The sequence below is a fragment of the Celeribacter baekdonensis genome (assembly GCF_900102315.1).
GTDB lineage: Bacteria > Pseudomonadota > Alphaproteobacteria > Rhodobacterales > Rhodobacteraceae > Celeribacter > Celeribacter baekdonensis.
The window spans coordinates 75,929-96,763 of sequence record NZ_FNBL01000005.1; the positions used below are offsets into that span (position 1 = coordinate 75,929).

Annotated in this window: 19 protein-coding genes and 1 other RNA gene; 10 read left to right on the plus strand and 10 right to left on the minus strand. The window is 56.4% G+C overall.

Translation table 11 applies throughout. From position 1 onward, the window contains the following. Positions 1 to 82: 82 nt before the first annotated feature. On the plus strand, positions 83 to 457 hold the full coding sequence (locus BLT54_RS10365; protein WP_074644634.1) for a hypothetical protein: 375 nt from the start codon (positions 83 to 85) through the stop codon (positions 455 to 457). A 22-nt stretch (positions 458 to 479) separates the two neighbouring features. Here the strand turns inward: BLT54_RS10365 and BLT54_RS10370 are convergent, their stop codons facing one another. The 3 genes from BLT54_RS10370 to clpS are packed head-to-tail and all read right to left on the minus strand — an operon-like array spanning position 480 to position 2,669. Beyond that, positions 480 to 1,292, minus strand: a complete 813-nt coding sequence (locus BLT54_RS10370) for an SDR family NAD(P)-dependent oxidoreductase (RefSeq protein ID WP_074644637.1) — start codon at positions 1,290 to 1,292, stop codon at positions 480 to 482. A 30-nt stretch (positions 1,293 to 1,322) separates the two neighbouring features. Then, positions 1,323 to 2,330: a class I SAM-dependent methyltransferase gene (locus tag BLT54_RS10375; RefSeq protein WP_074644640.1), complete on the minus strand. Its 1,008-nt coding sequence runs from the start codon at positions 2,328 to 2,330 to the stop codon at positions 1,323 to 1,325. A gap of 15 nt (positions 2,331 to 2,345) precedes the next feature. Beyond that, on the minus strand, positions 2,346 to 2,669 hold the full coding sequence (clpS, locus tag BLT54_RS10380; protein WP_009572437.1) for an ATP-dependent Clp protease adapter ClpS: 324 nt from the start codon (positions 2,667 to 2,669) through the stop codon (positions 2,346 to 2,348). A gap of 138 nt (positions 2,670 to 2,807) precedes the next feature. Between clpS and BLT54_RS10385 the strand changes: the two genes are divergently transcribed. Next, the gene (locus BLT54_RS10385; RefSeq protein WP_074644642.1) at positions 2,808 to 3,512 is read left to right on the plus strand and encodes an HAD family hydrolase; all 705 of its coding nucleotides are present in this window, start codon (positions 2,808 to 2,810) and stop codon (positions 3,510 to 3,512) included. 212 nt (positions 3,513 to 3,724) lie between these two features. Further along, on the plus strand, positions 3,725 to 5,290 hold the full coding sequence (locus BLT54_RS10390) for a D-alanyl-D-alanine carboxypeptidase family protein (protein ID WP_074644644.1): 1,566 nt from the start codon (positions 3,725 to 3,727) through the stop codon (positions 5,288 to 5,290). A gap of 38 nt (positions 5,291 to 5,328) precedes the next feature. On the opposite strand, the gene BLT54_RS10395 is transcribed toward BLT54_RS10390, so the two are convergent. From BLT54_RS10395 to BLT54_RS10415, 5 genes are all read right to left on the minus strand, one after another. Continuing rightward, on the minus strand, positions 5,329 to 6,936 hold the full coding sequence (locus BLT54_RS10395) for an ABC transporter ATP-binding protein (RefSeq protein ID WP_074644646.1): 1,608 nt from the start codon (positions 6,934 to 6,936) through the stop codon (positions 5,329 to 5,331). Beyond that, positions 6,933 to 8,039: an ABC transporter permease gene (locus BLT54_RS10400; RefSeq protein ID WP_074644648.1), complete on the minus strand. Its 1,107-nt coding sequence runs from the start codon at positions 8,037 to 8,039 to the stop codon at positions 6,933 to 6,935. Before BLT54_RS10400 ends, BLT54_RS10395 begins: the two co-directional genes overlap by 4 nt. After that, entirely contained in the window at positions 8,036 to 9,136 is a 1,101-nt protein-coding gene (locus BLT54_RS10405) for a microcin C ABC transporter permease YejB (protein ID WP_074644650.1), read from the minus strand. The genes BLT54_RS10400 and BLT54_RS10405 overlap by 4 nt, the downstream gene beginning before the upstream one ends. A gap of 19 nt (positions 9,137 to 9,155) precedes the next feature. Continuing rightward, positions 9,156 to 11,021 carry an extracellular solute-binding protein gene (locus BLT54_RS10410; RefSeq protein ID WP_074644652.1) on the minus strand — a complete coding sequence of 622 codons (1,866 nt, stop codon included), beginning with the start codon at positions 11,019 to 11,021 and terminating at the stop codon, positions 9,156 to 9,158. Between the two features lie 204 nt (positions 11,022 to 11,225). Next, positions 11,226 to 11,747, minus strand: a complete 522-nt coding sequence (locus BLT54_RS10415; protein ID WP_074644655.1) for a c-type cytochrome — start codon at positions 11,745 to 11,747, stop codon at positions 11,226 to 11,228. 122 nt (positions 11,748 to 11,869) lie between these two features. Here BLT54_RS10415 and BLT54_RS10420 point away from each other — a divergent pair, with 122 nt between their 5' ends. Beyond that, a complete protein-coding gene (locus BLT54_RS10420) occupies positions 11,870 to 12,700 on the plus strand; it encodes a prephenate dehydratase (protein WP_074644657.1) in 831 nt (276 codons plus the stop codon). 27 nt (positions 12,701 to 12,727) lie between these two features. Here the strand turns inward: BLT54_RS10420 and BLT54_RS10425 are convergent, their stop codons facing one another. After that, on the minus strand, positions 12,728 to 13,201 hold the full coding sequence (locus BLT54_RS10425; RefSeq protein ID WP_074644660.1) for an SRPBCC family protein: 474 nt from the start codon (positions 13,199 to 13,201) through the stop codon (positions 12,728 to 12,730). A 42-nt stretch (positions 13,202 to 13,243) separates the two neighbouring features. Beyond that, positions 13,244 to 14,191 carry an NAD(+) diphosphatase gene (gene nudC, locus BLT54_RS10430; protein WP_074644962.1) on the minus strand — a complete coding sequence of 316 codons (948 nt, stop codon included), beginning with the start codon at positions 14,189 to 14,191 and terminating at the stop codon, positions 13,244 to 13,246. A gap of 250 nt (positions 14,192 to 14,441) precedes the next feature. On the opposite strand from nudC, the gene BLT54_RS10435 reads away from it, so the two are divergent. The 6 genes from BLT54_RS10435 to rsgA all read left to right on the plus strand — a co-directional run bounded on the left by BLT54_RS10435 (position 14,442) and on the right by rsgA (position 20,826). Continuing rightward, positions 14,442 to 16,418 carry a bifunctional 2',3'-cyclic-nucleotide 2'-phosphodiesterase/3'-nucleotidase gene (locus BLT54_RS10435; protein WP_074644662.1) on the plus strand — a complete coding sequence of 659 codons (1,977 nt, stop codon included), beginning with the start codon at positions 14,442 to 14,444 and terminating at the stop codon, positions 16,416 to 16,418. 248 nt (positions 16,419 to 16,666) lie between these two features. Continuing rightward, positions 16,667 to 17,674, plus strand: a complete 1,008-nt coding sequence (locus tag BLT54_RS10440) for an ABC transporter substrate-binding protein (protein WP_074644664.1) — start codon at positions 16,667 to 16,669, stop codon at positions 17,672 to 17,674. A gap of 116 nt (positions 17,675 to 17,790) precedes the next feature. Beyond that, on the plus strand, positions 17,791 to 18,582 hold the full coding sequence (locus tag BLT54_RS10445; protein WP_074644667.1) for an ABC transporter ATP-binding protein: 792 nt from the start codon (positions 17,791 to 17,793) through the stop codon (positions 18,580 to 18,582). Further along, a complete protein-coding gene (locus BLT54_RS10450; RefSeq protein WP_074644669.1) occupies positions 18,579 to 19,343 on the plus strand; it encodes an ABC transporter permease in 765 nt (254 codons plus the stop codon). Before BLT54_RS10445 ends, BLT54_RS10450 begins: the two co-directional genes overlap by 4 nt. 121 nt (positions 19,344 to 19,464) lie before the next feature. After that, positions 19,465 to 19,561, plus strand: an RNA gene (gene ffs, locus BLT54_RS10455) — signal recognition particle sRNA small type. A gap of 206 nt (positions 19,562 to 19,767) precedes the next feature. Further along, positions 19,768 to 20,826, plus strand: coding sequence for a ribosome small subunit-dependent GTPase A (gene rsgA, locus BLT54_RS10460; protein ID WP_074644965.1), 1,059 nt, complete (start codon positions 19,768 to 19,770; stop codon positions 20,824 to 20,826). Positions 20,827 to 20,835: the final 9 nt, after the last annotated feature.

Genomic DNA, 20,835 nt, shown 5'->3' on the forward strand with positions numbered 1-20,835 from the left:
AATGCGCTAAGAGCAGCAAGGTCCCTTCCCCCGCGCCCAAAAAAGCCTATTGTATGGACAGAGTTGAAATGGAGATTTTCAAATGCGTTGGCTTGCTCCCCTTATGCTTTTGCCGCTTGTCGCCGCCTGTTCCGAACAACAGATGTGCATTTCCCGCGCCACCAAGGATTTGCGTCAGGTTCAAAGCTTTATTTCCGAAGCCGAAGGCAATCTTGCACGCGGCTATGCCTTGGTCGAAAAAGAATACATCGACTACGACATTGAGCGCTGTGGTGAAAATGCGGACGGCACACCCATTTACTGTCGCGTTCCCGACGTCGAAACCCGGCGCGTTCCGAAAGCCATCGACCTTGATGCCGAAGCGGCAAAACTGGCGGCGCTGAAAAAGAAAGAGGCGCAATTGGCAGCACAGGCAGAGGCCGCGACTCAAGCCTGTGTGCGGCAATATCCGAGCTGAGAACAGTGACGGCGTTTCGAATTTAATGCGTGGGCGCGTGAACCGGATCAACCAGTGTGCGCCCGCCATCCAAGGTCAGGATTTGCCCGGTCATAAACCCGGAGGCCTCAGACACCAAATATTGCACGGTCTCGGCAATTTCTGAGGCCTGTGCGACCCGGCCCAACGGCGTCTTAGAGATAATCTCACTTCGGTAATCGGGGTTTTCGGCCAACATCCCTTGCAGGCTTGCACTCATCACCGACCCAAACGCCACGGCATTGACCCGAATGCGATTGGGCGCCAGGGCCACCGCCATGGAGCGGGTCAGTTGATCGACGGCAGCGGAGGAGACCGAAAAGGCCAAAAGCTCCGGCTGAGACCGGCGCGCGGCAATCGAGGACAGGTTCACGATTGAGCCGACAATGCCCTCGTCTTCGCTGGTTTTTTCAGATTGTTTGATCATCCACTTCGCCACCTGCTGTGTCAGGCGCAGCGATGTCATCAGGTTTTGCTCGATCAAATGGGCAACATTGTCTTCCTCGACGCACAAAGGATCGCTCATCGCCACCTGACGCGAGGCGTTGATCAGGATGTCAACGCCATCAAAGGCATCAATCGTGGCAGACAACAGGTTGGCGATGGTCAGCTTTTCGCGCAAATCTCCTGCGAAATATGCGATATGGCCATCATCCACGTTGGCCGCCTCACCGTATTGCTCAATCAGGCTGGCCTCGTCGATATCGGCGCACATCACCCGCGCGCCTTGAGATTCGAAATGCCGTACAATCGCCAGACCAACGCCATTGGCCGCCCCGGTCACGATGGCGGTCTTGCCTTCAATCGAAAAGCTCATCAGTCGTCTCCGCAATGTGTTAGCGCCATCTTAAGCTGTTTTACCGCTCATGCGAAGCGGTTTTGCGGCGTGAAGCACCTTAAACCCACCCGTATCGGCAATCTGTTGGCATGTGCCGAACATCTCGGCAAGCGTTGCCTCATAGGGCAATTGCCGATTGGCCACCAGCCAAAGCTGACCCTGAGGTGACAGCATCCCGGCGGCGGCGCGGATAAAAGCCTGACCCAGCCCCGGATCAGCCGCGCGCGAGGTATGAAACGGTGGGTTCATGATCACCGCATCCAGTTTTGTCGGCGGGATGAATTTGGTCGCATCCTGCCAATGGAATTCCGCGCGCGGATCGGTGACATTTTCGCGCGCACAGGCAAGAGCCGCGGCCTCTGCCTCGACCACATGCAGGAGTTTCACCCCCGGATGATCCAAAATGTGACGCGAGAGATAGCCCCAGCCCGCGCCAAGATCGGCGATTTTCGACGGCAGTTTCTCAGGCAGCGCGGCCAGAAGCGCCTGCGAGGCTTTATCAATGCGATCCACCGAGAAGACGCCAAGCCGGGTGGTGAACCCGTCGATCAGATGCAGCGCACCAGGATCGGCCCAATCGGTGAAATCACCACCAGAAAAGGCGAAGGCCTTGCCATGGGCCTTGGACACGACCTGCGCCACCTCGACCCGTTTGCGCACGTCCTTCAAAAGACTGTCGATACCATCGGTTTTCTGCCCATCCACGATCACGCGCGGCGCCCGAGCGGCCGCATCGGCGATCAACGCCCGCGCCTCCGCCTTGGACCGCGGCACGGCAACAATGGCCAAATCGAATGCGCCCTCAGCCACGACACGCGTGTCAAACCCGCGCGCTGTGAACGCATCGAAATCGGGTTTAAACCCCTGAACGATCTGAAGATGTGCGTCAGAAAGATCCGACAGGTCGGCATCAAGCGTGGGGCTATAGACCACGACACGCGCAGGCACAGGGTCAGATAGATCATGGCCAGACAGATCGTGACCTTCGAGCAAAAGAGGGAGACGAGAAGAGATCATGAAGCGGCGAAACGCCTATTCCTTTTCCATCGTGCATTGCAGCGGATGTTGATGGCGGCGGGCGAAATCCATCACCTGCTGCACTTTGGTTTCGGCAATCTCAAACGGAAAGACCCCAACGACGGCCAAGCCCTTTTTATGCACGGTCAGCATGATCTCGGTCGCATGACCATGGCCAATGCCAAAAAAGCGTTCCAGCACCAGAACGACAAATTCCATCGGCGTGTAATCGTCGTTCAAAAGCATCACCTTATACAAAGGCGGACGCTTGGTTTTCGGCTTTGTTTTAAGCGCAAGATCGACATCGCCGTCGTCGAAACGGTCGTCTTTGTCGGACATCATGTGAGGCAAGAGGGTCACTCTGGCGTCTCCGATTTTTGGATTTTGCACAAATTAAGGTCTTGATTGGCGTTATATAGCCCCTTTTTCGCATGAATAAAGAGGGTTATGCCAAAAGCAGTAAAGGGAGCATAGCATATGTCTGTCAAACTCGCGACAATCGCGTTCGATGCGGATGACACGCTTTGGGAAAACGAGGCGTTTTTCCGCATGACCCAAGACCGATTCGCCGATCTTTTGGCCGATTACACCGAGCGCGATCACTTGGCGGGGCGGCTTTTGGCGGCGGAGCGACGCAACCTTGGCCAATATGGATTCGGCATCAAAGGCTTCGTCTTGTCGATGATCGAAACGGCGATTGAGGTGACGGATCAAAGCGTTCCCGCCTCGGTGATCGCTGAATTGATTGCCGCCGGACAGGAGATGTTGCGCCACCCGATTCACCTGCTCGATGGCGTCGAAGAGACAGTGCGCGCACTGGCCGAGCAGCATGAAATCCTGCTGGTGACCAAAGGCGATCTGTTGGATCAAGAGCGCAAATTGGCGCAATCCGGTTTGGGCGATCTGTTTGATGGGGTCGAAATCGTCTCCGCCAAGACACCCGAGGTCTATGCAGGCATTTTCGCGCGCCATAATGTCGCCCCCGAGGCCGCGATGATGGTGGGCAACTCGATGAAATCCGATGTCCTGCCGCCGCTTCAGGCCGGGGCGTGGGGCGTGTTCATTCCGCACAATTGGACGTGGGAAATCGAACATGCGGAGGCGCCCGAAGATCATCCCCGATACCGCCAACTGGGTGATTTGGGGGCGCTGCCTACGCTCATCGAAACACTCGGCCTTTGAACCGCCTTTGAACAGAGCCTCCACAGATTTCTTTTTCATACTGCAAACTTCACCATATGGTGGACAATGCGACCATAGCCACCAGATGTGGCGTTGCATCTCTGCACCCTCTCAAAGTCTTTGAAAATTCGCGGTTTTCTCAAACGAAAGGCTGTGCTACGTTTTCAAAATAAGCTGGGCGAAATGATCCGGCAGGACGAGGCAGATTTATCATGATGAGCAACGTGCAAGCGCGGGGTGTCCTGCGTGCCGTATCAAGACGCATTTTCCCTCTTGTTTTGATCGCTTTTGCGATGACCATCGCAATGTCGGCAAAGATGATGGCAGCGGAATATGCCGCGTTGGTGATGGATGCGCGCAATGGCAAAGTATTGCACGCGACCAATGCCGACACCCGGTTGCACCCGGCCTCCCTGACCAAAATGATGACGCTCTACATCGCTTTTGAGGCGGTCGAACATGGCGAAATCACTCTCGACACCCTCGTCACCGTGTCACGCAATGCCGCCTCCGAACCGCCGTCCAAATTGGGCCTCAAGGCCGGTCAAAAAATCAAACTGCGCTATCTCATCCGCGCCGCTGCCGTGAAATCCGCCAATGATGCCGCCACGGCTATTGGCGAGGCCATCGAAGGTTCCGAGGCCGCCTTTGCCCGGCGGATGAACCGCACCGCCAAAGAGCTTGGCATGTCGCGCACCACGTTCAAAAACGCCAATGGTTTGACCGAAGAAGGCCACCTGTCGACCGCACGCGACATGTCCGTTTTGGGGCGCCATGTGTTTTATGATTACCCAGAATATTACAACATCTTTTCGCGCAAAACCGCCGACGCTGGCGTGACCACCGTCACCCACACCAACTCCCGGTTTCTCAGCGCCTACCCCGGCGCAGATGGCATCAAAACCGGCTACACCGCAGCGGCAGGGTTTAACCTTGTGGCCTCGGCACAGCATGGCAATGAGCGGATCATCACCACCGTTTTTGGTGGCCGTTCGACCGCATCGCGCAATGCCAAAGTGACCGAATTGATGGACCTTGGCTTCAAACGCGCGCCGACCAATGTCTCTGTCAGCAAACCGAAAAAACCACCCTATTTGGGTCAGGTTGGCGGCGGTGCCGTTATGGTCGCCAAAGGCGAAACCGCGCCGAAAGTGGCGTCGAAAATCGTGCGGGTGAGTGTCAATATGACCAAAAGCCCGATCCCGAAAGCCCGGCCCATGCGCGAACTGGCGCCCGAGGATGAACAAATGTTACTGGCCGCGTCAGATGACGTGTTCTCCGCTTTGGAAAAAGCCAATCAAGAGGCCGCACTTTTGGCCGCTGCGACCGAAGCCACGGTGGAAGCCAGCACAATTTTGGCCGCAGAGGCTACGCGCGCGCAAACGGCGCCCGTGATGCCCGCTATCGCGCCAATCCTGCGTCCCACGCGCACCGAAGCACCTGAAAAATTGCAACTCGCCTCGATCGAACCCACCTCTGCCGTCGCCGCCGATCCGGTCCCGACAGGGCCCGAAGTGGTGACGCGGATTTCGACCTCTGGCAACCGCCATTGGGGCATCAACATCGGCACGTATGGCTCGGAATATGAAGCCCGCAAGGAGCTGTTGCGCACCGCGTTGACAGAGATTGAAATGCTCGACGGGGCGCTGCGCAAAGTGGTCAAATCCAAACGCGGCTATGACGCGAATTTCCTTGGGCTGACCGAGGATTTGGCCGCGATGACCTGTCGCCGGCTGGAAGCGCGCGGCACGGAATGTGCCCCCATCGGCCCGTCCTGAACCGCAAGGATATGAACAATTGTCAGAGGGCGTGCGGCTTATAGCCCTGCGCCCTCTTCGACTTTAAGGTCAAACGCCGCCGCCACCAAAGCGCGGGTATAGGCCTCTTTCGGGGCGTCGAAAATCACATCGGCATCGCCCGCTTCAACCACATCACCGCGTTTCATCACCATAACCTTATGGCTGAGCGCCCGCACAACGCGCAGGTCGTGGGAGATGAACAGATAGGCCAATTTATGCGTCACTTGCAGCTTGCGCAAAAGCTCAACGATCTGCACCTGAACCGTCATGTCGAGGGCCGATGTCGGTTCGTCCAAGACCAAAAGACGTGGCCGCAGGATCATCGCGCGAGCGATGGCGATGCGTTGACGTTGCCCGCCGGAAAACTCGTGCGGATAGCGATGGCGGGTTTCGGGATCAAGCCCGACTTCGCGCATGATGTCGATCACCGCCTCCTCAGAAGAGGCATAGCCTTCGACCTTATGCACGCTCAGCCCCTCTGCGATGATCTGCGCCACGGTCATCCGCGGCGAAAGCGACCCAAACGGGTCCTGAAACACAATCTGCATATCGGCACGCAACGGCCGCAACTGGCGGTTGGACCAACCTTGAATGTCCTGCCCCAAAACGACCACAGGCCCCTGTGAGGAAATCAACCGCATCATCGCCAGTGCCAACGTGGTTTTGCCGGAACCAGATTCGCCCACGATGCCCACGGTTTCGCCTTCGCGTACCGAAAACGATGCGGCATTGACCGCTTTGACATAGCCCACCGTTTTGCGCAGAAACCCGCGCTGAACCGGGAACCAGATGCGTAATTTCTCGGTTTCGGCCACAACTTTGGCGTCTTCGGGCACCGGGTCCGGGCGACCCGTGGCGGCGGCGGCCAAAAGCATTTGGGTGTAGGGGTGTTGCGGATTGTCGAAAATCAACGCCGTCGGGCCGGTTTCGACAATCTCGCCGTCTTTCATCACACAGACCCGATCGGCAATTTTGCGCACGATGTTGAGGTCATGGGTGATGAACAGCATCGACATGCCAAGCCGATCCTTAAGCTCGCGCAACAGCTCCAAAATCTGCGCCTGAATGGTCACATCAAGCGCCGTGGTCGGCTCGTCCGCGATCAAAAGCTCGGGGTCATTGGCCAGAGCCATGGCGATCATCACGCGCTGACGTTGCCCGCCCGAAAGTTGGTGCGGATAGTCTTTGAGACGGCTTTCCGGGTCATGGATGCCGACCTGTTCCAACAGTTCAATCACCCGCACCCGCGCCGCAGTACCGGTCATGCCGTGGTGGATCAACAGCACCTCTGAAAGCTGTTTTTCGAGCGTGTGCAACGGGTTGAGTGAGGTCATCGGCTCTTGGAAGATAAAGCTGATGTCATTGCCACGCAGTTTGCGCAGCTCCTTCTCAGACGCCCCGACAAGCTCTTGGCCCTGATAGGTGATCGAGCCCGTGATCTCGGCCGTGTCGGGCAAAAGGTTGACGCTGGAGAGCGCTGTGACCGATTTGCCGGAGCCGGATTCACCCACAAGGGCGACGGTTTCGCCCTTTTCAACGGAAAAGGACACGCCCGTCACGGCCTCAACCACGCTGCCATCCTGACGGAATCCCACGCGGAGATCTGTGTAGCGCAAAAGGCTCATCGAAAGGTCTTTCTCGGGTCAAAAGCATCGCGCACGCCTTCAAAGATAAAGACAAGCAGCGAGAGCATGATCGCGTAGGTGAAAAAGGCAGTGAAGCCCAGCCATGGCGCCTGAAGGTTCTGTTTGGCCTGTAGCGTCATTTCGCCCAATGAGGGGTAGGATGAGGGTAAGCCGAAGCCAAGGAAATCCAGCGAGGCCAGCGTGCCGATGTTGCCCGTCACGATGAAGGGCAGCATCGTCAAAGTGGCGACCATGGCGTTGGGCAACATGTGGCGGAACATGATGGTGCCGTTGGAGACGCCAAGCGCGCGGGCCGCACGGATGTATTCGAAATTGCGCGCCCGCAGAAATTCGGCCCGCACCACACCGACCAATGCGGTCCAGCCAAACAGGATGGTCACCATCACCAAAAGCCAGAAACTTCGGCCCAAAATGGCAAACAGGATGATGATCACATAGAGCGACGGCATCGCCCCCCAAATTTCCAAAATCCGTTGGAAAATCAAATCAGTACGCCCGCCAAAAAATCCCTGAAGCGCGCCAGCGATGATACCCACGAAAGACGAGAGCACCGAGACGATCAAGGTGAAAAACACCGACAGGCGGAAGCCATAGATCACGCGGGCGACGACATCACGTTTGGTGTCATCCGTACCCAGCCAGTTTTGCGACGTCGGCGCAGATGGCGCGGCCCCCGGCCCCTCGACTTGCGTGTTGAACGAATAGCGGATCGGCGGCCAAAGCATCCAGCCTTTCTCGATCTTGTCCCCGTTGATGACGCCGTCTTTGGCATCTTCGATCAGGGTGTCGGGGTCGTCGAAACAATCCACCATGCCGCCGGTTTCCACCAAACATTGCACCTCGGCATAGCGATAGACCGCCTCGGTTCTGAAATCGCCACCGAATTCGGTTTCCGGGTAGAATTTGAAAATCGGCATGTAATAGCCGCCGCGATATTGCACGAGGATCGGTTTGTCATTGGCCAGAAACTCGGCAAAAAGCGACAGGCCGAACAGGATCGAAAAGATGATCAGCGACCAAAACGCGCGGCGATTGGCGCGAAAATTGCGCCAACGGCGTTGGTTGAGGGGGGAAAGTGTCATGTGTCCCTCTTTTCAAAGTCGATGCGCGGATCAACAAAGACATACATCAGGTCCGAGAGGATGCCGATCAACAGGCCGATGAGGCCAAAGAAAAACAACGTGCCAAAGATCACCGGATAGTCGCGTTCAAGCGCGGCTTGATACCCCAAACGACCCAAGCCATCGAGCGAGAACAGCGTTTCGATAATCACCGATCCGCCAAAGAACACGCCCAAAAACAACCCCGGAAAGCCCGCGATCACAATCAACATCGCGTTGCGGAACACATGGCCGTAAAGAACGCGGGATTCGGAGAGGCCCTTGGCCCTGGCGGTGACCACATATTGTTTGCGGATTTCATCAAGAAAGGAGTTTTTGGTCAACAGCGTGAGCGTCGCAAAAGACGAGATCACCGAGGCCAAGACCGGCAGGGTGATATGCCAAAGGTAATCCAACGCTTTGCCGACCAGCGTCATGTCGCTCCAATTTGGCGAGGTCAGCCCGCGCAGGGGAAAAATTTGCCAATAAGAGCCACCCGCGAACAACACCAACAGCATGATCGCAAAGAGAAATCCGGGGATGGCATAGGCCGCGATGATGATGCCGGAGGTCCATGTGTCAAAGTTCGATCCATCCCGGACCGCCTTGCGGATGCCCAAAGGGATCGAGATCATATAGGAGATCAGCGTCGCCCAAAGCCCAAGGGTGATCGACACGGGCAGCTTGTCCCACACCAGATCCAGCACCGTCTCGGATTTGAAATAGCTCTCGCCAAAATCAAACCGCATGTAATTCCACATCATCGACAGGAAACGTTCCAACGGCGGCTTATCAAGGCCGAATTGACGCTCCAGATCCTTGATAAACTCGGGCGGAAGGCCACGCGCACCGGCATATTCGCTTTCATAGCCGTTGCCATCGAGCACATCCATGTTTTGACCCGCATCGCCCTGACCGCCGGTAAAGGAGGCAAAGGCATCGCCTTCGCCACGCATGTTGGCCAGCACCTGTTCGACAGGGCCGCCGGGCACGAATTGGGTGAGCGCGAAATTGAGGATCATGATGCCGAGCAACGTCGGAATGATCAACAAAATGCGCCTTAAAATATAGGCTCCCATGAGGACTGTCCTGACTGGCTTATTTCAACGCGCCGGCGGCTTTGAGCGCCTGCTCTTTGTCGGCATTGACCCACCAGAAATCCAGATACCCCAGATCAAGCGGCGGCATTTTATCCTCAGACGGATGCTCATACATGTTGTAATAGGCCACCCAGTGTTTGTCGTTCATATGTGCGGGGACGATGAAATAATCGTAGCGCATGATCCGGTCGGCGGCGCGCACAATGGCGGCCATGTCATCATAGCTTTCGACCTCAAGCACCCGTTTGCCCAGATGATCAATCGCCGGATCAGACAGGCCCGCCGGGTTGAACACGTCGTTCACGTTGTCAGACCCGTATTTCTGATCAAAGCTGGAGCCTTCTTCAAACCCGTTCGTATACCCGCTGTAGATCATGTCGTAATCAAAACTTTGGGTTCGGGCTTGGTACTGGTTCGCATCCACGCGGTTGTAGCGGGCGTTCACGCCCAGCGCGACGAGGTTTTCGATATAGGGGTTGATGATGCGATCCCAGGCCGGATTGTAATGCAGGAATTCCACGTCCAGCGTCTCGCCCTTGGCATTGCGCAATTTCCCGTCAGCGTCGGGCGTATACCCAGCCTTTTCAAGCAAAGCCAATGCTTTGCGCAGGTTCTTCCGATCCAAAGAGCGTTCACCCGATGTGTGGGGCACGAACGCCTCTTCGGTGAAAATCTCAGGCGGGACCATGTCGCGGACCTCATCGAGATAGGCCAATTCTTTGCCCTCCGGCAGGCCAGTGGCCTTGAGCAAAGGTGTTTCCCAAAAGCTTTCGCGCTGTTTGAACAACCCGTATTGCAGCGTGTCGTTGGTCCAAGTGAAATTATACATCAACCCAAGCGCCAAACGCACATTGCGATCTTGGAACTTTTCGCGGCGCAGGTTGAACAAAAATCCCGCCGCACCGGGCAACGAGCCATCATGAAGCGCGGCTTTGATCACCCAACCCTTTTCCAAGGCCGGGAAATCATAAGCGGTGGCCCAATTCAAAGACGAAGTTTCTTGGCGAAAGGTGATTTCACCAGATTTAAACGCCTCAAATGCCGCAATCGTATCGCCAAAATAGATCACCTTGATGGTGTCGAAATTCTCGCGCCCCACTTTAAGCGGATGTTGCGCGCCCCAATAGTCGGGATTGCGTTTGTATTTCACCCATTGGCCCGCGTCATAGCTGTCCAACATATAGGCCCCTGTGCCGGGAGAGACATCGAAACGTTTCTCATCCAACTTGGCGTCATTGGCCTCAAACCACGCCTTTTGCATCACCAAGGTGGCTCCGGCCTGTCCGATCAACCCTTTGCGCGGGATGTTCGGTTGAAAGGTGAATTTGACGGTATAGGGATCAAGCGCCTCGACATTCGCAATCATCGCACTGACACCCGCGCGCCAAGACGGCGTGGCTTCGGCAATGAATTTGTTATGGGTGAACACCACATCCTCGGCGGTCATCGGCGTGCCGTCAGAAAAACGCACGTCCTTGCGCAGGTGGAAAATCACCCAATTCTGACTTTCAGGATATTCCAATGTTTCACACAAAAGACAGTACTGCGCGCCGGTGAACTCATCCGCCGTCCCGTCCATCAGCCGCTCATACGGGGTCGACGACAAGGCGGCTGGCGTCCCTGAAAGGGTCGAATAGGGGTTCATACTGTCAAAGGTGCCCACCGTGCCCAAAACGATGTCGCCGCCTTTGGGCGCATCTGGATTGACGTAATCGAGATGGTCAAAGGGTTCGGAATATTTCACCGTATCCCAATCGGTGAACCATGTGCGCGTGATCGTGTCCTCAGCTTTCGCGGCTCCACTCAAAAGGGCCAACAGGGCCAAGATCGGGAAACCTGTGCGAAAAGCGGGGCGTGCGAACATATGGAACCTCCGAAAGTGTTGTGAGGCGCAGTTGGGCTGCGCGTCTTGTCTGTGCGACGGTAATGTGTCGGAGCGCCCACATGCAAGTTACAACACATCGAAAAACCGTGATCAAATCACGCGCGTAAGAGTTTGCATAAGAAAACCCCCACTGGCACGCGGCCAATGGGGGCTTGTGATGCAATCAGGCGCGATCTGTTGAGATCAGCCAGAGATGGACTGAAGATAAGCCACGAGATTGGCGCGGTCTTCGATTTTCGGCAGGCCTGCGAAAGACATTTTTGTGCCCGCAACAACGCCTTTCGGGTTGAGCAGAAATTCGTTGAGCGCCTCGGGTGTCCATGCGCCGCCATGGGCCACCATGCTGTCGGAGTAGGCAAACCCATCCACGCTTGCAACCACACGTTCAAACACGCCATCAAGATGCGGGCCGGTGCCGTTGCTGCCGTCCACTTTGTGGCAGGCTTTGCATTTGGAAAAGACTTTTTCGCCTTTCGCAACATCCGCAGAGGCCAGAAGCTCGTCAAAGCTCACTTGGACCACCTCTTCTGCCGGGGCGGCATCTTCTTCGCCCGTGGCGATCACATAGGCTTGGGCGTGTTCGCCCTCATGGCCAGCGCCACCCATGGAATAGATGGAAGTCGCAGCCCAATTGCCGAAAAGGAAGATCAAGAAGGTGCCGCAGAGGCCGCCGACGACCTTGGTGATGGTCATAGTGTTGAACATGTCGCGTTCCGTTTATATGCATTTGTCGCGCGCTATCTACCCGCTTCCCCTACTGCATTTCAAGGTATAAGACCGTCACCCACGCAAGTTAGCGCAAAACTATGAGACAAAAGGGGTCGAGAATGACCAGACGCATCGCATTTCAGGGGGAACCGGGGTCATATTCCCATCAGGCATGTCGCGAAGCACGTCCCGAGTTTGAGCCCCTGCCCTGCCCGACCTTTGAGGATGCGATGGAGGCTGTGCGCTCGGGGGCGGCTGATCTGGGCATGATTGCGGTTGAAAATTCGACCTACGGACGTGTGCAGGATGTTTATCATCTTTTACCGGAATCAGGTCTGCACATCATTGATGAAACCTTCGTGCGGGTGCATGTAAACCTTTTGGGTCTGCCCGGCACAAACCCCTCCGACATCAAACAGGTGCGCGCCATGTCCGTGCTTTTGGGTCAGGCGCGCGGCTTTGTGCGCGACCACAGCCTGACCACGGTCAATTGGTCCGACAATGCCGCCGCTGCGCGTTCCGTGAAAGAAGAGGGCAATCCACAGATCGGCGCTTTTGCCTCGGAACTTGCCGGTGAAATTTTCGGACTCGACGTGCTGGCCCGTCATATTGAGGATCACAAACTCAACACCACCCGCTTTTTGATCATGGCGCGCGAGGCCGATTATACCCGCCGCGCAGACAAAATGGTCACTGCCTTTATGTTCCGCGTCCGCAACCTCCCCGCCGCGCTCTATAAAGCGATGGGGGGCTTTGCCACCAATGGCGTGAACATGACGAAACTTGAAAGTTACATGGTCGACGGGGTGTTCACCGCGACACAGTTTTATGCCGATATCGAAGGTCATCCCGACGATGAGAACGTGCGTCGTGCCCTGGATGAACTGGGCTATTTCACCGAAATGGTTGAGATTTTAGGCGTCTACCCGGCCGATCCGCGTCGAACCTAAGCACACACAGTTTGAGGCGCGTCCCGATTATTTTCTGGGCGCGCCTTTGTATTCATCCGATAAATGGTCGCAAAATTTTGACACCCGCGTTTCGAACCGCTTTTGCAATGTGCTCTTGGCGAATTTCACTGACTGAACCAAAATCCGTGCCGACAAGGTGTTTGGAAGCACATCGTAGCCAAGTGTCATGCGCGTGCGTTGCGGCGAAAGCGCCATAAGATCAGCGGTCAAAATCATGTCCAACCCGCCTGATTTCGCATCGGCCACCAAACCATTGGGCGCATCATAGTCCCGGATTTCAACGGCCAAATCGCGCAATTTGCCCCGGAACGGCACTTTCAGCGTCCATCCGGCGCCAACCCCACGCGGCTGACTGGGCGATTTGCGCTTGACGTCAATGCCGCGCCGCATTGCCTGACGTTCCAGGCCTTCAAAATCAGCGAAGCGCTCAAACACAAACTCTGCCGGTGCTTCAATGTCCTGACGGGTCGAAAATTTCATGCCAACTCACTTGTGATCAGTGCCCCAGGACATGTTATCCTGTTATTCCCAACAGTCCGCAAGCCACTTGGTCAGAAGAAATTGCGCCAATGCGCCCTTTCGGGCAGGCCGGATTTTATCAGACAGACCCGCCATCGCTTTTGCAAGCTCTTCGTGCGTCAGCCAAAGCGCATCCTCAAGCTCATTGGGGTCCAGCGTGATCTCGGTTGTCAACGCCTCAGCGCGACAGCCGATCATCAAAGAGGCCGGAAATGGCCAAGGCTGGCTGGCGACATACTCGACGGGGCCGACTTTGATCCCCGATTCTTCTAAAACTTCACGCCGCACAGCGGCCTCAATCGGCTCGCCCGGCTCCATGAAACCGGCCAAAAGCGAATACATCCCTGTGGGCCAGGCCGCATCGCGCCCCAAAAGCACAGAATTCCCATGCGTCACCAGCATGATCACCACAGGATCAGTGCGCGGGAAATGTTGCACCGAACAAGCCGCGCAATCGCGCCGCCAACCGCCATCGGACATCGCCGTGGGCGCTCCGCAATTGGCACAGAACATATGCCGACCATGCCACTCCAAAATGCCGCGGGCCGTGGCCGCAATCTCTGCCTCCCACGGAGTCAAAAGCGTCATCAGAGATCTTAGGTCGCGAAACTCCGATCCTTCAATCTCTGCACATGGCACTGCGCCCCCCATCCACGGCAAAGCCGCCTCTTCTGTCGGCACAGCGACCTGCCAATGATCGACATCGACCGCAAAAATCGGCGCATCCTCGTCCGAAAGGCCCAAGAACAGATAGGGGTGTTTACCGGGATCATATGCGGCATGTTCGGTTGTGCAAAACGCAAGCCCGCCCGTTCGCCACATCAAGGGCATTTTGTGCCAAAAGGGGAGGGCCAAAGCATTTTTTTGCCCCCAAAGCCGCTTGGCATCAGGTCGCAAATGGGCCTCGCGACGCAGCGATCCCGCTGCAAAAACCACAGATTCTTTTCTCATGCGTTCAGCCATATGTTGATATTTGACACGCAGCCAGCGTTTCCAGCCACACTCTCTGTGCAAAAAGCACATGATTGTGTTGCATCTGTGCGACAATAAATGGAAATGCAACCCAAGGTTGTTGGTTCGATTGAAAAGCCCCCCAAAAGGGTTTGTTTCACGTCATAGGGCTGATAAATTTACATCCGTCACACCAGTGTCTTGTGGCGTGTAAATGTTTGCGCCATCGTTAGTCAAAAGGAGGCGCATCATGGGCCGTTTGAAAACAAATATGAATCGCCGTGGCTTTATGTCCGGCACAGTCGCAGGATCTGCCTTGATTGCTCTTCACCCTTTTTCTGCGCGCGCGGCCGTAAACCAAGCGCATTTGCGGATTATGGAAACGACCGACCTGCATGTGCATGTCTTTCCATATGACTATTACTCCGACAAAGCGATCGACACTGTCGGGCTTGCCCGCACAGCCGCGCATATCAATAACGTGCGTGCCGAGGCGACCAATACCATGCTGGTGGACAATGGCGATTTCCTTCAGGGCAATCCGATGGGTGATTTCATTGCCTATGAGCGCGGGATGAAAGAGGGTGACATGCACCCCGTCATCACCGCGATGAACACCGTGGGCTTTGACGCCTCCACCTTGGGCAACCATGAATTCAACTACGGCATTCCCTTTTTGATGAAAGCCTTGGCCGGAGCCAATTATCCGGTGATTTCCGCCAATGTCGTCTCTGAGATGGGCGCCAACCCGCGCGCCGATAAAACGCTTTTGCCGCCCTATGTGATTTTGGATCGCGAGCTGACCGATGGTTCTGGCGAGACCCACACCATCAAAATCGGCCTGATCGGGTTTGTCCCGCCGCAGATCATGATGTGGGACCGCAAGAACCTTGAAGGCACCGTTGAGGCCCGCGACATTGTCGAAACGGCCCGTGCTTATGTGCCTGAAATGAAAGAAAAAGGCGCGGATATCATCATCGCGCTCAACCACTCCGGCATCGGCTCTGCCGATCACAGCGACAAGATGGAAAATGCCTCCGTGCCCCTGGCCGAGATTGACGGCATTGACGCGCTGATGACCGGGCATTCCCACCTTGTCTTCCCGTCCGCGACCTATGATGGCTATGCGGCCGTCGATGCGCAAAAGGGTCTGATCCACGGCAAACCGGCGGTGATGGGCGGCTATTGGGGCTCGCATCTGGGCGTCATGGATTTGCTGTTGGAGAAAGATGGCAACGCGTGGCGCGTGGTGACCAATACGGTCGAAACCCGACCGATTTCCCAGCGCAACGAAGACCGCTCGATCTCGCCTTTGGTCGACAGTGTCGAACCTGTGCTGGCCTCGATCTTGGACGTTCATGAACAGACGCTGGCCTATGTGCGCCGCGCCGTGGGCAAAACCAACGCGCCGCTACATTCCTATTTTGCCCTCGTGGCCGATGACCCGTCGGTGCAAATCGTCTCCAACGCCCAGCTTTGGTACATTGCCGAGATGATGAAAGGCACCGAACATGACGGTCTGCCAATCCTCTCCGCCGCGGCACCCTTTAAGGCCGGTGGTCGTGGCGGGGCTGAGTATTACACCGATGTGGCCGTGGGCGATGTGGCGATCAAAAATGTCGCCGATCTTTACCTTTATCCAAACACGATCCGCGCGGTGCGGATCAACGGCGCGCAACTCAAAGGTTGGCTGGAACGCTCCGCTGGCATGTTCAATCAGGTCGAAAAAGGCGCGAAAGATGCGCTTTTGCTCAACCCCGATTTTGCCTCCTACAATTTCGACGTGATCGACGGCGTGACCTATCAAATCGACATTTCGCAGCCGTCGCGGTTTGACACCAATGGCGCGCCTGTGAACCCGGACGCCTCCCGGATCGTCAATCTGACATACAATGGCGCGCCGGTGACTGCCGATATGGAATTTATCGTCGCCACCAACAATTACCGCGCGGGCGGCGGCGGCACCTTCCCCGGCGCTGATGGCTCGACCGTGATTTTCGAAGGCCCGGACACCAACCGCGACATCATCGTACGCTATATCGTGGACCAAGGGACGATCAACCCGACCGCCGACAACAATTGGTCACTTGCGCCCTTAGGCGACACCACGGTGTTGTTCGAAACCGGCCCCGCCGCACGTCAACATTTGGCCGACCTCAAAGGTCTCGCCATCGAGGATGCGGGCGAAGGCCACGATGGGTTCGCGCAGTTCCGCATCACGCTTTAAATATCAGGGGTCGGGTTGGGTTGCTCTGACCCGACCCCTTGAGTCGCGTGGAGAGTCGCGCAGAGCAAAACTGCCGCTACGTCACACAAAGAGCGGCCTCGCCAATATTGCGTTATATTTAAGCACAAACGACTTTATATGGCGCATTTTTATGCGAAATTAAGGATTGTATACATCATTGTGAACCTCGGCCTCGCGGTCAAAATACCTGTCAGCCACACTGAGCCGGAACGACACGAGGGAAATCCATGTTCTATAAACCAATGACAACTCTGGCAGCCTTTGCGCTGACTGCAACCGCAGCCTATGCCGAAACCGCGCTGCCTTTCGCGCTGGATTGGAAATTCGAAGGCCCGGCCGCCCCGTTTTTCACCGCAATTGAGGCCGGATATTTTGCCGATCAAGACCTGTCGGTGGAAATCTCTGCCGGTCAGGGTTCGCTTGACGCGATCCCGAAAGTGGCCACCGGCGCCTATCCCGTTGGTATGGCCGACATCAACAGCCTGGTGAAATTCCTCGACCAAAACCCCGGCGCGCCTGTCACCGCGATCATGATGATCTATGACGCCCCGGCGTTTTCGATTGTGGGCCGCAAATCCTTGGGGATTGAAGCGCCGAAAGACCTTGAAGGTCACGTTTTGGGCGCGCCGCCGCCCGATGGCGCATGGGCGCAGTTCCCGATTTTTGCCGCCGCAAACGATCTCGACATGTCGAAAATCACCGTAGAGCCGGTGGGTTTCCCGACCCGCGAGCCGATGCTGGCCGAGGGCAAAGTCGATGCTGTGACGGGTTTCAATTTTTCGTCCTATCTCAACCTCGTGCGTCTTGGCGTGCCAGAGGATGATATTTCGACCATCATGATGAGCGATTTTGGCGTGAGCCTTTATGGCAACGTGCTTTTGGTCAACACCGACTTCGCCGCCGAACACCCCGACGCGATCAAAGGCTTTTTGAGCGCGGTTGTCGCCGGTTGGAAAGACGCGGTTGTCGATCCGAAAGCCGCCGTCGAAAACATGGTGAAATACAACCCGGCCTCTGATGTTGATCTCGAAACCCGCCGCCTGGAGCTTGCGCTCGAAGGCAATGTGTTGACCGATTACGTTGTGGCCAACGGCTTTGGCGGCATTGACGCCGCCCGTTTTGAAGGCTCTTTGGAGCAGCTCGGCATGGTCTATGAATTCAACGCCGCACCAGATGCCAGCCTCTATTTCACCGACGCCTATCTGCCTGCCGCTGCGGACCGGATGCTGAAATAAGCGCCTGAACTGAATGATGCGGGCGCGGGACCTTTCCAAAGGCCGCGCCCGCTTTTTATGGCAAGACCCAACTGAATACGGTCGCCAGATACGGCCCAGATACGGCAGAGAGTCAGATGACAAACCTCATAGACATCAAAGGCGTGACCCACGCCTACAAAACCGAAAACGGCCCCTTGCCCGTTCTCGAAAATCTCAACATTTCGGTGCCTGAAGGCGATTTTTGCGCCGTGGTTGGCCCATCTGGTTGTGGCAAATCCACGCTGACACGCCTGATCGCCGGGCTGATGAAACCCGATGAGGGTGAGGTTTGGCTGCATGGCGAACGGGTCACCTCGCCGCGCTCGACCGTGGGCATGGCCTTTCAAAATCCGGTGCTTTTGGAATGGCGCACGATTTTGGACAATGTGTTGTTGCCGCTCGAAATCGTCCCCAACAGCATGAGCAAACGTCAAAAACAAGATCGCGCCCGCGATCTTTTGGCTTTGGTCGGCCTTGAAGGATTTGAGGACAAACGCCCCTCTGAACTCTCCGGCGGGATGCGCCAACGCGCGTCTCTGTGCCGCTCGATTGTGCACAAACCCGATGTGTTGATCATGGACGAACCCTTTGGCGCGCTTGATGCCTTTACCCGCGAAGACCTGTGGCAAACCATGCACCGTTTGCGGGCCGAAGAACCGTTCACCGGCGTGTTGATCACCCACGATCTGCGCGAAAGCGTCTATTTGGCCGATGAGGTGATTGTGCTGTCCGGGCGGCCAGCAACGACCCAACATGTTGAAAATGTGAAACTTTCAGGGCGCACCGATTTGGAAGTGATTTACACGCAGGAGGCCACAGATATTCTGCATCGTCTGCGCCATCAGATCGAAGTCGCGCAGGGTCGCGCACCGGAGGTGGCACAATGAAACATTGGAAAAAAGTCGCCACGCCAACACTCGCCATTATCGCTTTTCTGGCGTTTTGGGAGTTCATCGTCTGGTTCAACAACTGGCCGAATTACAAAATGGCCTCACCATCCGATCTCATACCGGCCTATGGGAAATATTGGAACTTGTTCCTCATTTACGGCTGGCAAACGCTCTGGCGCACTGTTGTAGGGCTGATCGTTGCGGTGATTTTTGGCACTTTGATCGGTATGATCATGGGCTTTTCGCGCGCCATGCGCGACGCGCTATACCCGCTTTTGGTCGGTTTCAACGCCATTCCGAAAGCCACTGTTGTCCCGGTGATCGCGCTGATTTTCATCGGTCAGCATGATTTCAACACCATTCTCATCGCTTTCATGATTTCGTTCTTTCCGATCTCTGTGGCGGTCTCCATCGGTCTTTCGACCCTGGAGCCGGAGTACCGCGACATCTTGCGGTCTCTCGGGGCCTCGAAATGGACGATTTTCTGGAAGATCGCCTTGCCAAAAACCCTGCCGGAGTTTTTCGGCGCGCTGAAAGTGTCGGTCACGCTCGCCTTTATCGGCACCAACCTGATGGAGATCGTCGAACCGCATGGGCGCGGCCTTGGCCACCTGTTTGACAGTGGAAAAATCAACGCCGATTACCCGTTGATGTTCGCGGTTCTGATTGCTTTGGCGTTTTTGGGGATCGTCCTTTATTACATTGTTGTGGCGCTTGAGAAAATCTTTGCCGGTTGGGCGGAACGCCCACAGGGATAAACAGGCGGAACGCCCACAGGGATAAATGTGCGGAGCGCCCATAGGGATAAAAACACCATCAAGTGGGCGAGGATCATCCGCCCTCTTGCGAATCCACCCTGTGACGCTTATGTAACCCCTTGAGAGGTTGGCGCGGGCGAGCGCCTCGCCAACCCGGTCAGATCCGGAAGGAAGCAGCCGTAACGAGTCCAGCTTGGGTCGTTGTCCAGCCTCTCACCCTACGCCACCCGGTCGCAGCTTTGAAAGCGTGGCCCGCAACCGCCAACCGAGGAGGACTTTGATGATTGTTGTGTCTTGCACCCCTCGGGCTGTTGCCGTTTAAGGCGTTTCCCATTTTCGGACTGCCCGAGACCGAATGCCCTCGCCGCCCCATCGGCGCGAGGCCCTTTTTTGTGTCACACTTTTTGTCATTTGGGGCAGACCAATGACCCAAGATACCACATCTACAGACCTGAAAACCCTTGGCTGGAGCCAGTTTTTCACCAGCCAACTCAGCATTGAAGAGCTCGAAACCCTCACCCCCATGCGCCTGTCCGAAGTGCGTCGTCGCTCCGTTGTGGCGCTCTCCGCCGGGCTTGAACGGCTCGACATTTCTCTGACCGGGGATCATGTCGCCACCGATATGGCGGTGGGCGACTTTGTCCTCTCGGACGGCGAACGCATCATCCGGCGGCTGGATCGGCGCACGTTGATTTCGCGCCGCGCCGCAGGCGTCGCCGCCACTGCGCAATTGATCGCCGCCAATATCGACACGCTGTTCATCACCACATCGTGCAACACCGATTTCAACGAAGCGCGCCTTGAACGCTACCTCGCAATCGCCATCGAGGCCGAAGCGGCACCCGTGATCGTCATCACCAAGGCTGATCGGCCCGAAGACATCCCGGTCGAGGCCTATGTGGACCGCGCCAAGGCGATTTACGAACGCGCGGAAATTTTGGCGATCAATGCCAAAGACCCGGCCGACATCGCACGTTTGGAGCATTACTGCGGCACGGGGCAAACCCTCGCGCTGGTCGGCTCATCAGGGGTGGGCAAATCCACCATCGCGCGCGGGCTGACTGGCGAGGATTTGGACGTCGGCGACATTCGCGAAGACGATGCCAAAGGCCGCCACACCACCACGGCACGCTCCATGCACCGCATGCACGCCGGGGGTTGGTTGATCGACACGCCGGGGATGCGCGAATTGGCGTTGCACGATGCGATGGAGGGGATTGGCACCCTGTTTGAGGACATCACCGATCTGGCGATGACCTGCAAATTTTCTGATTGCCAACACCGCACCGAACCGGGCTGTGCCATCCGCGCGGCGATTGACAGCGGCGTGTTGGATGAACCTCGGGTCGAACGCTGGCGCAAGCTGATGGAAGAGGACAGTCGCAATTCGGAAAGCATTTCCGAGACACGCGGACGTGGGCGGAAGTTCTCCAAAATGGTGAAACAAGCCAAAAAGGTCAAAAGCGGCAAACGCGGCGAGTGAGCCCAATCG

Bases quoted from the DNA above. Each gene is read 5' to 3' on its own strand.
- BLT54_RS10410 (WP_074644652.1), bottom strand. From the start codon at position 11,021: ATGTTCGCACGCCCCGCTTTTCGCACAGGTTTCCCGATCTTGGCCCTG.
- BLT54_RS10420 (WP_074644657.1), top strand. From the start codon at position 11,870: ATGACCAGACGCATCGCATTTCAGGGGGAACCGGGGTCATATTCCCAT.
- BLT54_RS10390 (WP_074644644.1), top strand. From the start codon at position 3,725: ATGATGAGCAACGTGCAAGCGCGGGGTGTCCTGCGTGCCGTATCAAGA.
- BLT54_RS10375 (WP_074644640.1), bottom strand. From the start codon at position 2,330: ATGATCTCTTCTCGTCTCCCTCTTTTGCTCGAAGGTCACGATCTGTCT.
- nudC (WP_074644962.1), bottom strand. From the start codon at position 14,191: ATGAGAAAAGAATCTGTGGTTTTTGCAGCGGGATCGCTGCGTCGCGAG.
- rsgA (WP_074644965.1), top strand. From the start codon at position 19,768: ATGACCCAAGATACCACATCTACAGACCTGAAAACCCTTGGCTGGAGC.
- BLT54_RS10370 (WP_074644637.1), bottom strand. From the start codon at position 1,292: ATGAGCTTTTCGATTGAAGGCAAGACCGCCATCGTGACCGGGGCGGCC.
- BLT54_RS10440 (WP_074644664.1), top strand. From the start codon at position 16,667: ATGTTCTATAAACCAATGACAACTCTGGCAGCCTTTGCGCTGACTGCA.
- BLT54_RS10395 (WP_074644646.1), bottom strand. From the start codon at position 6,936: ATGAGCCTTTTGCGCTACACAGATCTCCGCGTGGGATTCCGTCAGGAT.
- BLT54_RS10450 (WP_074644669.1), top strand. From the start codon at position 18,579: ATGAAACATTGGAAAAAAGTCGCCACGCCAACACTCGCCATTATCGCT.
- BLT54_RS10435 (WP_074644662.1), top strand. From the start codon at position 14,442: ATGGGCCGTTTGAAAACAAATATGAATCGCCGTGGCTTTATGTCCGGC.
- BLT54_RS10385 (WP_074644642.1), top strand. From the start codon at position 2,808: ATGTCTGTCAAACTCGCGACAATCGCGTTCGATGCGGATGACACGCTT.
- BLT54_RS10365 (WP_074644634.1), top strand. From the start codon at position 83: ATGCGTTGGCTTGCTCCCCTTATGCTTTTGCCGCTTGTCGCCGCCTGT.
- clpS (WP_009572437.1), bottom strand. From the start codon at position 2,669: ATGTCCGACAAAGACGACCGTTTCGACGACGGCGATGTCGATCTTGCG.
- BLT54_RS10425 (WP_074644660.1), bottom strand. From the start codon at position 13,201: ATGAAATTTTCGACCCGTCAGGACATTGAAGCACCGGCAGAGTTTGTG.
- BLT54_RS10415 (WP_074644655.1), bottom strand. From the start codon at position 11,747: ATGTTCAACACTATGACCATCACCAAGGTCGTCGGCGGCCTCTGCGGC.
- BLT54_RS10445 (WP_074644667.1), top strand. From the start codon at position 17,791: ATGACAAACCTCATAGACATCAAAGGCGTGACCCACGCCTACAAAACC.
- BLT54_RS10405 (WP_074644650.1), bottom strand. From the start codon at position 9,136: ATGGGAGCCTATATTTTAAGGCGCATTTTGTTGATCATTCCGACGTTG.
- BLT54_RS10400 (WP_074644648.1), bottom strand. From the start codon at position 8,039: ATGACACTTTCCCCCCTCAACCAACGCCGTTGGCGCAATTTTCGCGCC.